Source organism: Enterobacter sp. 118C5, from assembly GCF_034107645.1.
Taxonomy (GTDB): domain Bacteria; phylum Pseudomonadota; class Gammaproteobacteria; order Enterobacterales; family Enterobacteriaceae; genus Enterobacter; species Enterobacter nematophilus.
This window is the reverse complement of record NZ_JAWNEU010000011.1, coordinates 73,256-85,480: the sequence shown is the minus strand read 5'-3', so window position 1 is coordinate 85,480 and position 12,225 is coordinate 73,256. Positions and strand designations below refer to the sequence as shown.

Below are 12,225 nucleotides of genomic sequence, written 5' to 3'. Positions count from 1 at the left end.
GCACGTTTCTTCTGGCTGGAGTTCCCCCCTATGCATCTTGATATCGACTGGCAGCAGGTCGACACCGTTCTGCTGGATATGGACGGCACGCTGCTCGATCTCGCCTTTGACAACTATTTCTGGCAAAAGCTGGTGCCGGAAACCTATGGTGAACAGCAGGGTATCTCCCCGGCAGAAGCGCAGGCGTTCATTCGTTCGCAATATAGCGCGGTGCAACATACGCTAAACTGGTACTGTCTGGACTACTGGAGCGAGCGCCTCGGTTTGGATATTTGTGCCATGACCACAGCCCAGGGACCACGCGCCGTGCTGCGCGAAGATACGGTTCCCTTCCTGGACGCGCTGAAAGCAAGCGGCAAGCGCCGTATTTTGCTGACCAACGCGCATCCACATAACCTGGCCGTGAAGCTGGAGCATACGGGGCTGGCATCGCACCTTGATTTATTACTTTCCACCCACACATTTGGTTATCCGAAAGAGGATCAGCGGTTGTGGCATGCGGTGAAGGAAGAGACCGGCCTGCAGCCGGAGCGCACGCTATTCATTGACGACAGCGAGCCCATTCTGGATTCTGCGGCAACGTTTGGCATTCGCTATTGTCTGGGCGTCACTAATCCTGACTCTGGCCTGGCTGAAAAAAGCTATCTGCGCCATCCGGGACTGAACGACTACCGCCAGATGATCCCCTCACTGACCGTGAAGGAGACGCCATGAAAGAAAAGCCCTCAGACGGGGTAAGACTGGATAAATGGCTGTGGGCAGCCCGTTTTTATAAAACGCGCGCCCTTGCCCGCGAAATGGTTGACGGCGGTAAAGTGCATTACAACGGCCAACGCAGCAAGCCGAGCAAGCTGGTTGAGCTGAACGCCACCTTAACGCTGCGCCAGGGCAACGACGAACGTACGGTAGTGATTAAAGCCATTACCGAACAGCGGCGGCCCGCATCGGAAGCCGTACTGCTTTATGAAGAGACGGCTGGAAGCATTGAAAAGCGCGAGAAGACCGCGCTGGCGCGCAAAATGAATGCGCTGACCATGCCCCACCCGGACCGGCGACCGGATAAAAAAGAGCGCCGCGATCTGATGAAATTTAAACACGGTGAGAGCGAGTAACCCTCACCCGCACGAGAGATGAAAATGGCCCAACACGACCAATTACACCGCTATCTGTTTGAACAATTCGCCGTGCGCGGCGAGCTGGTCACCGTATCCGAAACCTGGAAACAGATTCTGGAAAACCACAACTACCCGCTGCCGGTGAAGACCCTGTTGGGCGAACTGCTGGTTGCCACCAGCCTGCTGACCGCAACGCTGAAGTTTGCCGGTGATATCACCGTGCAGCTGCAGGGTGACGGCCCAATGACGCTGGCGGTGATCAACGGCAATAACCAGCAGCAGATGCGCGGCGTGGCGCGCGTTCAGGGCGACGTGCCTGAAAATGCAGATCTCAAAACGCTGGTGGGCAATGGCTACCTGGTGATCACCATCTCCCCGGAGGAAGGTGAACGCTATCAGGGCGTGGTCGGTCTGGAAGGCGATACCCTGGCAGCCTGCCTGGAAGATTACTTCATGCGCTCCGAACAGCTGCCGACGCGTCTGTTCATCCGTACCGGTGAAGTGGACGGCCAGCCTGCTGCGGGCGGCATGCTGCTGCAGGTTCTGCCAGCGCAGGACGCGCAGACCAATGACTTTGAGCATCTGGCGACGCTGACCGAAACCATCAAGGCGGAAGAGCTGTTCAACCTGTCGGCGACCGACGTGCTGTGGCGTCTGTACCACGAAGAAGAAGTGACCGTGTACGATCCGCAGTCCGTAGAGTTCAAATGCACCTGCTCGCGCGAGCGCTGCGCTGGCGCACTGAAAACCCTGCCGGATGAAGAGATCGACAGCATCATGGCTGAAGACGGCGAAATTGATATGCACTGTGATTACTGCGGTACGCACTACGTGTTCAATTCAATGGATATCGCTGAGATCCGCAATAACGCCTCCCCGGCGGATCCGCAGGTTCATTAAACCTCTTTCCCCCTCACCCTAACCCTCTCCCCAAAGGGGAGAGGGAACGTGAACCCCCCTCTCCCCTTTGGGGAGAGGGCCGGGGTGAGGGGCAGCCCCAAAAGCTGAATCGTTTTCATAATGTAACCCTTACGTAGTTTTCTTACATGTATGCGATTACATTCACATTCTCTCCGATAAAATCACCAGCCCTTAACCTTTTCGGAACATTTTCCCCAACCAAAAAGCGATTCCTGCGATAATCCGCCTGCACTGTGACTGGAGTCGCAGCGTTTTCCGTTAGTAAGGGTTTTATCCAGATGCACAAATCTATGAGCCCCGTCGCGGTTAACATCCCCAGAAAAACCCTACAATTTCAGGCAGTACATATTGGCTAAGGAGCAGTGATATGCGTGTTACTGGTTTAACCCCGCAAGATCTCAAGGCTTATGGTATTCACGACGTCCAGGAAGTCGTCTACAACCCCGACTACGATACGCTGTATCAGGAAGAGCTCAATCCAGCACTGGAAGGATACGAGCGCGGTGTGTTGACGAACCTTGGTGCTATCGCCGTCGATACCGGTATCTTTACCGGTCGTTCGCCGAAAGATAAGTATATCGTCCGAGACGAAACCACCCGCGATACGCTGTGGTGGGCTGACAAGGGCAAAGGGAAGAACGACAACAAACCGCTCTCCCCGGAAACCTGGCAGCATCTGAAAGGGCTCGTCACCCATCAACTTTCCGGCAAGCGTCTGTTCATTGTCGACGCTTTCTGCGGCGCTAACGCCGACACCCGCCTTTCCGTGCGTTTCATTACCGAAGTGGCCTGGCAGGCGCATTTCGTTAAGAATATGTTTATTCGTCCGACCGACGAAGAGCTGCAGGACTTCACACCTGACTTCATCGTGATGAACGGTGCGAAATGCACTAACCCACAGTGGAAAGAGCAGGGTCTGAACTCCGAAAACTTCATCGCCTTCAACCTGACCGAGCGTATTCAGCTGATCGGCGGTACCTGGTACGGCGGCGAAATGAAGAAAGGGATGTTCTCGGTCATGAACTACCTGCTGCCGCTGCGCGGTATTGCCTCCATGCACTGCTCGGCGAACGTCGGCGAGAAAGGCGACGTGGCGGTGTTCTTCGGTCTTTCCGGCACCGGGAAAACCACGCTCTCCACCGATCCGAAACGCCGTCTGATTGGCGATGACGAACACGGCTGGGACGATGACGGCGTGTTTAACTTCGAAGGCGGCTGCTACGCGAAGACCATTCGCCTGTCTGAAGAGGCCGAGCCGGATATCTTCCACGCGATCCGCCGCGACGCGCTGCTGGAAAACGTCACCGTACGTGCCGACGGCTCTATCGACTTCGACGATGCGTCAAAAACCGAAAACACCCGCGTCTCTTACCCAATCTACCACATCGACAATATCGTGAAGCCGGTGTCAAAAGCGGGCCATGCCACGAAGGTGATTTTCCTGACGGCGGATGCGTTCGGCGTGCTGCCTCCGGTTTCCCGCCTGACCGCCAGCCAGACGCAGTACCACTTCCTCTCAGGCTTTACCGCCAAGCTGGCGGGTACCGAGCGTGGCGTCACGGAGCCAACTCCAACCTTCTCCGCCTGCTTCGGCGCGGCATTCCTGTCGCTGCACCCGACGCAGTACGCAGAAGTGCTGGTGAAACGCATGCAGGCATCCGGCGCGCAGGCCTACCTGGTGAATACCGGCTGGAACGGCACCGGCAAGCGTATCTCTATCAAAGATACCCGCGCCATTATCGACGCCATTCTGGATGGTTCACTGGATAACGCCGAAACCTTCACGCTGCCGATGTTTGATCTGGCCATTCCGACGGAACTGCCGGGCGTGGACACGCGTATCCTCGACCCGCGCAATACCTACGGATCGCCGGAGCAGTGGCGCGAGAAGGCGGAATCGCTGGCGAAGCTGTTCATTGAGAACTTCGAGAAGTATACCGATACCCCGGCAGGTGAAGCGCTGGTGAGTGCGGGACCGAAGCTGTAGGGAAAAGCAAAAAGGCAACGAAAGTTGCCTTTTTTAATGTTTTCTCCCTCTCCCCGTGGGAGAGGGCCGGGGTGAGGGCATCAGCCCGCACCTTTTTAACTCTCTTTCACCTGCCCCCGCGTCACCGGCACCGGTAGCCAGGCGCGAATGCTCAACCCACCCCGCTCGCTGGTACCGATCTCCAGCAATCCGTTATGGTTATCCACAATACGCTGCACAATCGCAAGGCCTAAGCCCGTACCGCTGGTGCTGCGCGCGCTATCGCCGCGCACAAACGGCTGGAACAGATGCTTACGCTGCTCGGGCTTAATGCCCGGACCGTCGTCTTCCACCTGGAACCAGGCGCGGTTGAGTTCAGACCCGCTGCTGACCTTAATCCAGCCGTTACCGTAGCGCGCCGCGTTGACCACCATATTGGCCACCGCACGCTTAATAGAGAGCGGGTGCATACGAACCTGAATTTCACCGTCCTGAAGGTCAGTATCAATTTCACGCTCATAACCACTTTCTGCGGCCACCACTTCGCCCAGCACCGCGTTCAGATCGGCCATTTCCATCGGCATCTCCTGGCCAGTGCGCAGGTAGTCGATGAACTGCTCGATGATGGCGTTACACTCTTCGATGTCCTTGTTAATGGACTCGGCGAGATAACCGTCCTCTTCACCCATCATCTCCGTCGCAAGACGAATACGCGTTAGCGGGGTGCGCAGGTCATGACTGACGCCTGCCATCAGCAGCGTACGGTCGTCCGCCAGCTGCTTCACGCCTGCCGCCATATGGTTAAACGCTCGCGTTACTGAACGCACTTCAGAGGCACCATATTCGCGCAGTGGAGGAGGAATAATGCCTTTACCGACCTGCAGCGCCGCGTGCTCCAGGTCGACCAGCGGTCGGTTCTGGATACGGATAAATAGCCACGCGCCGCCTATCGCCAGCAGCATAATAGCCAGCGTGTAGCGGAACAGCGGTGAGAAATCGCCCTGATGGATTTCAGTCAGCGGAACGCGCACCCAGATGTTGGGTGACAGCCAGGTTTTCAGCCAGACGACGGGCGAGCTTTTGTTAACCTCAACGCGCACTTCCGTTGGGCCACCCAGCTGCTGCGCCATCTGCTGGCTGAGGAATTCATAATGCTGCGCCCAGCGCAGGCCTGCGTCTTCCGCCGCCTCATTCGAGTAGAGCGAAATGCCCAGTTCACGGTAGATTTCACGGCGAAATGCCGGGGGAACAACCAGCTGCGTACCGTCCTCCAGCTGCAGCTTATCGGTCATCAGCATACGCACTTCGTAGGCCAGGACCTTATTAAACTGCTGGAGGCTCGGCAGGATCGCAAAGTTCAGCACCACCAGGTAGGTCGTCACCAGGCTGACGAACAGCAGGGTGACGATCAGCAGCAGGGTGCGGGCAAATGAGCTTCGCGGCGAGAAGCGCATTCGCCTCATGCTTTAGAGCCGTCCGGGACAAATACGTAGCCCAGACCCCACACGGTCTGAATATAACGAGGATGCGCCGGATCTTCTTCCACCATGCGGCGCAGGCGGGATATCTGCACGTCGATAGAGCGTTCCATTGCGGAGTATTCGCGACCGCGCGCCAGGTTCATCAGCTTATCGCGGGAAAGCGGCTCGCGCGGGTGGCTGACCAGCGCTTTCAGTACGGCAAACTCGCCGCTGGTGAGCGGCATTGGCTCATCTTCACGGAACATTTCGCGCGTGCCGAGGTTCAGCTTGAACTTGCCGAAGGCAATCACCGCTTCTTCCTGAGACGGCGCGCCCGGCAGCTCGTTCGCCTGACGGCGCAGCACGGCGCGAATACGCGCCAGCAGCTCGCGCGGGTTGAACGGTTTTGGAATGTAGTCATCCGCGCCGATTTCGAGGCCCACAATACGGTCAACCTCTTCACCCTTCGCCGTCACCATGATGATTGGCATCGGGTTGCTTTGGCTGCGCAGACGGCGGCAGATAGAAAGCCCGTCTTCACCCGGCAGCATCAGGTCGAGAACCATCAGGTGGAAAGATTCGCGGGTCAGCAGACGGTCCATCTGCTCAGCGTTCGCGACGCTACGAACCTGGAAGCCCTGCTCGGTCAGATAACGCTCAAGCAGCGCGCGCAGGCGCATGTCGTCATCCACGACCAGAATTTTGTAGTTCTCTTGCATTGTGTGTACTCCCAAAGGTTCGGATAGTCTTTGTAACAGCGTATTCTAAAAAAGTGCACGTATTCGACCAGTTAATTCTGGTATAAATTCTAGTCGAAATTGTTACAAAGCATATTTAACAGCAGCTTATCTGTTCATTTCATCACATAAATCATTATTAATCTTGTCTGTTACACTGTGCGCTACGTATTGTGCGCAAAGACAGTTAACCGGCATTAAAGGCTGCATCATGAAAACGCCCCTGATCACCCGCGAAGGGTACGAGAAGCTCAAAAAAGAGATGGATTACCTGTGGCGCGAAGAGCGTCCTGAGGTGACCAAAAAGGTGACCTGGGCGGCCAGCCTGGGCGATCGCAGCGAGAACGCGGACTACCAGTACAATAAAAAGCGCCTGCGCGAAATTGACCGCCGAGTACGCTACCTGACCAAATGTCTTGAGAATCTGAAAATTGTCGATTACTCCCCGCAGCAGGAGGGCAAAGTGTTCTTCGGCGCGTGGGTGGAGATTGAAAACGACGACGGTGACACCCTGCGTTTTCGCATTGTCGGCTACGATGAAATTTTTGGTCGTAAAGATTACATCTCCATCGACTCCCCGATGGCCCGCGCGCTGCTGAAAAAGGAAGTGGGTGACCTGGCCGTCGTTCAGACCCCAGCGGGTGAAGCCAGCTGGTACGTTAATGAGATCGTCTACGTAAAATAGTCCGAGAGCGCCCTCCCCGGCTGGCATTTTGCCGTGTCAGCCCGTATAACTATCCCCTGATTTTTGACCCACAAGATGATAAAGCCATGATGAAAGATTCGCTCTGCCGCATTATTGCGGGTGAACTTCAGGCCAGAGCCGAACAGGTAGAAGCTGCCGTTCGCCTGCTTGATGAAGGGAACACCGTGCCGTTTATTGCACGTTATCGTAAGGAAGTCACAGGCGGTCTGGATGACACGCAGCTGCGTAACCTGGAGACCCGTCTGGGCTATCTGCGCGAGCTGGAAGAACGTCGTCAGGCGATCCTTAAATCCATCGGCGAACAGGGCAAGCTGACCGGCGAACTGGAAAGCGCCATTAACGGCACCCTGAGCAAAACCGAACTCGAAGATCTCTATCTGCCGTACAAACCGAAGCGCCGCACCCGCGGGCAGATTGCGATTGAAGCGGGCCTTGAGCCGCTGGCAGACCTGCTGTGGAACGAGCCTTCTCACGACCCGGAAACCGAAGCGGCCAAATTTATCGACGCCGACAAAGGCGTCGCGGACACCAAGGCCGCTCTGGACGGCGCGCGCTACATTCTGATGGAGCGCTTCGCGGAAGACGCCGCCCTGCTGGCCAAAGTGCGTGATTATCTGTGGAAGAACGCCCACATCGTCTCTACCGTCGTCGCGGGCAAAGAGGAAGAAGGCGTGAAGTTCCGCGACTACTTCGATCACCACGAACCGATTTCAACCACCCCTTCTCACCGCGCGCTGGCGATGTTCCGCGGGCGCAACGAAGGCGTGCTCCAGCTCTCCCTGAACGCCGACCCGCAGTTTGACGAGCCGCCGAAAGAGAGCCACTGCGAGCAGATTATCATCGACCATCTCGGCCTGCGCCTGAACAACGCCCCGGCGGACAGCTGGCGCAAAGGCGTGGTGAGCTGGACCTGGCGCATCAAGGTGCTGATGCACCTGGAAACCGAGCTGATGGGCACCGTGCGCGAGCGCGCAGAAGATGAAGCGATCAACGTCTTCGCCCGTAACCTGCACGACCTGCTGATGGCTGCCCCTGCGGGCCTGCGCGCCACCATGGGTCTCGATCCGGGCCTGCGTACCGGCGTGAAGGTCGCTGTGGTTGACGGCACCGGCAAGCTGGTCGCCACCGACACCATTTACCCGCATACCGGGCAGGCAGCGAAAGCCGCCGTCGTGGTGGCGGCGCTGTGCGAGAAGTACAACGTGGAGCTGGTTGCCATTGGTAATGGCACCGCATCACGCGAAACCGAGCGTTTCTTCCTCGACGTGCAGAAGCAGTTCCCGAAAGTGACGGCGCAGAAAGTGATTGTCAGCGAAGCGGGCGCGTCGGTTTATTCTGCCTCTGAGCTGGCGGCACAGGAATTCCCGGACCTGGACGTTTCCCTGCGCGGTGCGGTCTCCATCGCCCGTCGCCTGCAGGATCCGCTGGCCGAACTCGTGAAGATCGACCCGAAATCCATCGGCGTGGGCCAGTACCAGCACGACGTGAGCCAGACGCAGCTGGCGCGCAAGCTGGACGCGGTCGTGGAAGACTGCGTAAACGCCGTCGGCGTGGATCTGAACACCGCTTCCGTTCCCCTGCTGACCCGCGTGGCGGGCTTAACCCGCATGATGGCGCAGAACATCGTGGCCTGGCGCGATGAGAACGGCCAGTTCCAGAACCGTCAGCAGCTGCTGAAGGTAAGTCGCCTGGGGCCAAAAGCCTTTGAGCAGTGCGCGGGCTTCCTGCGCATTAACCACGGCGATAACCCGCTGGATGCCTCTACCGTTCACCCGGAGGCGTACCCGGTTGTTGAGCGCATCCTGGCCGCTACTCAGCAGGCGCTTAAAGACCTGATGGGCGACAGCAGCGCCCTGCGCAACCTGAAAGCGGTGGACTTCACCGACGACAAATTCGGCGTGCCTACCGTCACCGATATCATCAAAGAGCTGGAAAAACCGGGCCGCGATCCGCGTCCTGAGTTCAAAACGGCGACCTTTGCTGACGGCATCGAGACCATGAACGATCTCCTGCCGGGCATGGTGCTGGAAGGCGCGGTGACCAACGTCACCAACTTCGGCGCGTTTGTGGATATCGGCGTGCATCAGGACGGTCTGGTGCATATCTCTTCCCTTGCCGACAAGTTCGTTGAAGACCCGCACACCGTGGTCAAAGCGGGCGACATCGTGAAGGTGAAGGTGCTGGAAGTGGATCTGCAGCGCAAGCGTATCGCACTGACCATGCGTCTGGACGAGCAGCCGGGCGACACCAACGCGCGCCGTGGCGGCAATGGCGGAGGCCGCGAGCAGCAGCGTCCGGCCGCGAAAGCCGCAAAACCGCGCGGGCGTGACGCCCAGCCTGCGGGCAACAGCGCGATGATGGACGCGCTGGCGGCGGCGATGGGTAAGAAACGCTAAGGCAACAACCCCCTCACCCTAACCCTCTCCCCACAGGGGAGAGGGAACTTGAACACCCTCGCCCCTTTGGGGAGAGGGCCGGGGTGAGCGGAATAAAATCATCCCGAAATATATGAAACCGATTGCACACCCATATTTAAACCGCTATTTATCACTCCATTAACAAATACGTTTTTTATTCCTTCCCGGGTAATTCTGCAAATATTGAGCAAGGTCAATCAGACCGCAAATTAATACGATTAACAACATCCCGTCACATTTTTATTATTGCTGATAAAAACTATTCTCATTATCATCGCAGTGTAGATTATTTAACCTCTCGTGGAATCAGGCATTATGCAATTCACTCCAGACAGTGCATGGAAAATTACCGGTTTTACCCGCGAAATTAGCCCGGCCTATCGGCAGAAGCTGCTGTCACTAGGCATGCTGCCCGGCTCATCATTCCAGGTCGTGCGTGTGGCGCCGCTGGGCGATCCTGTTCATATCGAAACCCGGCGCGTGAATCTGGTTCTGCGCAAAAAAGACCTCGCATTAATTGAAGTTGAATCTTTATCCCGTTAACAAGCCAGCGGTTTCGGTGGGTCTAATACAATGAAAAAATTAACTATTGGCTTAATTGGCAATCCTAATTCCGGCAAGACAACCTTATTTAATCAGTTAACCGGCGCGCGCCAGCGCGTGGGAAATTGGGCAGGCGTAACGGTTGAACGTAAAGAAGGACAGTTCACGACAACGGACAATCAGGTCACCCTGGTTGACCTGCCCGGCACCTATTCCTTAACCACGATTTCATCCCAGACGTCGCTCGATGAGCAAATTGCCTGCCACTATATTCTTGGCGGCGACGCGGATCTGCTGATCAACGTGGTCGACGCCTCTAACCTCGAGCGAAACCTTTACCTGACGCTGCAGCTGCTGGAGCTGGGGATCCCCTGCATCGTGGCGCTCAACATGCTCGACATTGCAGAGAAACAAAAGCTGCGCATTGACGTCGATGCCCTCTCCGCGCGCCTGGGGTGCCCGGTGGTTCCGATGGTCTCGACCCGCGCTCGCGGTATCGACGCCCTAAAGCTGGCGATTGACCGCCACGCGGGAAACCGCGACGTTGAGCTGGTGCACTACGCCCAGCCGCTGCTGCGCGAAGCCGATCTGCTGGCGCAGGAGATGGACAAAAATATGCCTGCGAAACAGCGTCTCTGGCTCGGCCTGCAGATGCTGGAAGGGGATATCTACAGCCGCGCCTATGCCGGACATGCGGCGGATAAGCTGGACGTGGCCCTCGCCCGTCTCAGCGACGAGCTCGACGACCCGGCGCTGCACATCGCCGATGCGCGTTATCAGGCCATTGCATCAATTTGCGATGTGGTCAGCAACGCGCTTACCGCAGAGCCTAGCCGCTTTACGGCGGCGGTGGATAAAATTGTGCTCAACCGCTTCCTCGGTTTACCCATCTTCCTGCTGGTGATGTACGTGATGTTCCTTCTCGCGATTAACATCGGCGGCGCGCTGCAGCCGATTTTTGACGCGGGTTCCGTCGCGGTCTTCGTACACGGTATTCAGTGGGTCGGTTACACCCTGCACTTCCCGGAATGGCTGACCATCTTCCTCGCCCAGGGGATCGGCGGCGGTATCAACACCGTGCTGCCGCTGGTGCCGCAGATCGGCATGATGTATCTGTTCCTCTCGTTCCTGGAAGATTCCGGCTACATGGCGCGCGCCGCCTTCGTGATGGACCGCCTGATGCAGGCGCTGGGCCTGCCGGGTAAATCCTTCGTCCCGCTGATCGTCGGCTTCGGCTGTAACGTGCCGTCGGTAATGGGCGCGCGCACCCTGGATGCACCGCGTGAACGTCTGATGACCATCATGATGGCGCCGTTTATGTCCTGCGGCGCGCGTCTGGCAATCTTTGCCGTCTTCGCGGCGGCCTTCTTTGGCCAGCAGGGCGCGCTGGCGGTCTTCTCGCTGTACGTGCTGGGCATCGTGATGGCGATCCTGACCGGCTTAATGCTCAAGCACACCATCATGCGCGGTGAAGCGTCACCGTTTGTAATGGAGCTTCCGGTCTATCACGTCCCGCATCTGAAAAGCCTGGCGATCCAGACCTGGCAGCGCCTGAAAGGCTTCGTGCTGCGCGCCGGTAAGGTGATTGTTATTGTCAGTATTTTCCTGAGCGCGCTGAACAGCTTCACCCTCACCGGTCAGGCGGCAGATAATATCAACGACTCTGCCCTCGCCTCCGTCAGCCGCGTCATCACGCCGGTCTTCAAACCGATTGGCGTGCAGGAGGATAACTGGCAGGCAACCGTGGGCTTGTTCACCGGTGCGATGGCGAAAGAGGTGGTCGTCGGGACCCTGAACACGCTCTACACCGCAGAGAACATTCAGGAGCAGGAATTTAACCCGGCGGAGTTTCACCTCGGTGACGAACTGCTGGGTGCCCTTGAGGAAACCTGGCAGAGCCTGAAAGACACCTTCAGCCTGAGCGTGCTGGCAAACCCGATTGAGGCCAGCAAAGGCGACGGCGAAATGGCGACCGGTGCCATGGGCGTGATGGGCGAGAAGTTTGGCAGCGCGTCTGCGGCCTACAGCTACCTCATCTTCGTACTGCTCTATATTCCGTGCATCTCGGTGATGGGGGCGATTGCCCGCGAGTCCAGCCGCGGCTGGATGGGCTTCTCCATCCTGTGGGGGCTGAATATCGCCTACTCGCTGGCGACGCTGTTTTATCAGACCGTTAACTTCAGCCAGCACCCGCGCTACAGTCTGGTCAGCATCCTGGCGGTCGTGCTGTTTAACGTCATTGTGATTGGCCTGCTGCGCCGGGCGCGGAGCCGCGTTGATATCAACCTGCTGGCGACGCGTAAAACCCCAACCACCTGCTGTAACAGCCCGGCTGGCGACTGTCACTAAGGGGAAAACAG

10 protein-coding genes are annotated in these 12,225 nt (G+C 57.6%); 8 read left to right on the top strand and 2 right to left on the bottom strand.

The genetic code is table 11. The annotated features are described in order from the left end of the window. Positions 1-30 precede the first annotated feature (30 nt). The 4 genes from yrfG to pckA all read left to right on the top strand — a co-directional run bounded on the left by yrfG (position 31) and on the right by pckA (position 4,023). A complete protein-coding gene (yrfG, locus tag UTO39_RS17180) occupies positions 31-714 on the top strand; it encodes a GMP/IMP nucleotidase (protein ID WP_028014668.1) in 684 nt (227 codons plus the stop codon). Continuing rightward, positions 711-1,112, top strand: coding sequence for a ribosome-associated heat shock protein Hsp15 (gene hslR / locus UTO39_RS17175; RefSeq protein ID WP_320727650.1), 402 nt, complete (start codon positions 711-713; stop codon positions 1,110-1,112). Before yrfG ends, hslR begins: the two co-directional genes overlap by 4 nt. Before the next feature lie 18 nt (positions 1,113-1,130). Continuing rightward, on the top strand, positions 1,131-2,015 hold the full coding sequence (gene hslO / locus UTO39_RS17170; protein ID WP_161495995.1) for an Hsp33 family molecular chaperone HslO: 885 nt from the start codon (positions 1,131-1,133) through the stop codon (positions 2,013-2,015). Positions 2,016-2,403: 388 nt separating this feature from the next. After that, positions 2,404-4,023 (top strand): phosphoenolpyruvate carboxykinase (ATP), encoded by a 1,620-nt coding sequence (pckA, locus tag UTO39_RS17165; protein WP_045259359.1) that lies wholly within the window; start codon positions 2,404-2,406, stop codon positions 4,021-4,023. 95 nt (positions 4,024-4,118) lie between these two features. Here pckA and envZ read toward each other — a convergent pair whose 3' ends face one another. Then, entirely contained in the window at positions 4,119-5,465 is a 1,347-nt protein-coding gene (envZ, locus tag UTO39_RS17160) for a two-component system sensor histidine kinase EnvZ (RefSeq protein WP_045259360.1), read from the bottom strand. Beyond that, positions 5,462-6,181 carry a two-component system response regulator OmpR gene (gene ompR, locus UTO39_RS17155; RefSeq protein WP_001157751.1) on the bottom strand — a complete coding sequence of 240 codons (720 nt, stop codon included), beginning with the start codon at positions 6,179-6,181 and terminating at the stop codon, positions 5,462-5,464. Before ompR ends, envZ begins: the two co-directional genes overlap by 4 nt. 229 nt (positions 6,182-6,410) lie before the next feature. Between ompR and greB the strand changes: the two genes are divergently transcribed. The 4 genes from greB (at position 6,411) to feoB (ending at position 12,214) form a co-directional block, all read left to right on the top strand. Then, complete coding sequence (gene greB / locus UTO39_RS17150; RefSeq protein WP_014885539.1) at positions 6,411-6,884, top strand: transcription elongation factor GreB; 474 nt, start codon at positions 6,411-6,413, stop codon at positions 6,882-6,884. An 86-nt stretch (positions 6,885-6,970) separates the two neighbouring features. Beyond that, entirely contained in the window at positions 6,971-9,301 is a 2,331-nt protein-coding gene (locus tag UTO39_RS17145; RefSeq protein WP_320727649.1) for a Tex family protein, read from the top strand. A gap of 336 nt (positions 9,302-9,637) precedes the next feature. Beyond that, entirely contained in the window at positions 9,638-9,865 is a 228-nt protein-coding gene (gene feoA, locus UTO39_RS17140; RefSeq protein ID WP_006177893.1) for a ferrous iron transporter A, read from the top strand. 30 nt (positions 9,866-9,895) lie between these two features. Beyond that, positions 9,896-12,214 (top strand): Fe(2+) transporter permease subunit FeoB, encoded by a 2,319-nt coding sequence (feoB, locus tag UTO39_RS17135; protein ID WP_320727648.1) that lies wholly within the window; start codon positions 9,896-9,898, stop codon positions 12,212-12,214. Positions 12,215-12,225 lie beyond the last annotated feature (11 nt).

Coding starts and splice junctions, on each gene's coding strand:
- yrfG (WP_028014668.1), top strand. CDS start 31: ATGCATCTTGATATCGACTGGCAGCAGGTCGACACCGTTCTGCTGGAT.
- hslR (WP_320727650.1), top strand. CDS start 711: ATGAAAGAAAAGCCCTCAGACGGGGTAAGACTGGATAAATGGCTGTGG.
- hslO (WP_161495995.1), top strand. CDS start 1,131: ATGAAAATGGCCCAACACGACCAATTACACCGCTATCTGTTTGAACAA.
- pckA (WP_045259359.1), top strand. CDS start 2,404: ATGCGTGTTACTGGTTTAACCCCGCAAGATCTCAAGGCTTATGGTATT.
- envZ (WP_045259360.1), bottom strand. CDS start 5,465: ATGAGGCGAATGCGCTTCTCGCCGCGAAGCTCATTTGCCCGCACCCTG.
- ompR (WP_001157751.1), bottom strand. CDS start 6,181: ATGCAAGAGAACTACAAAATTCTGGTCGTGGATGACGACATGCGCCTG.
- greB (WP_014885539.1), top strand. CDS start 6,411: ATGAAAACGCCCCTGATCACCCGCGAAGGGTACGAGAAGCTCAAAAAA.
- UTO39_RS17145 (WP_320727649.1), top strand. CDS start 6,971: ATGATGAAAGATTCGCTCTGCCGCATTATTGCGGGTGAACTTCAGGCC.
- feoA (WP_006177893.1), top strand. CDS start 9,638: ATGCAATTCACTCCAGACAGTGCATGGAAAATTACCGGTTTTACCCGC.
- feoB (WP_320727648.1), top strand. CDS start 9,896: ATGAAAAAATTAACTATTGGCTTAATTGGCAATCCTAATTCCGGCAAG.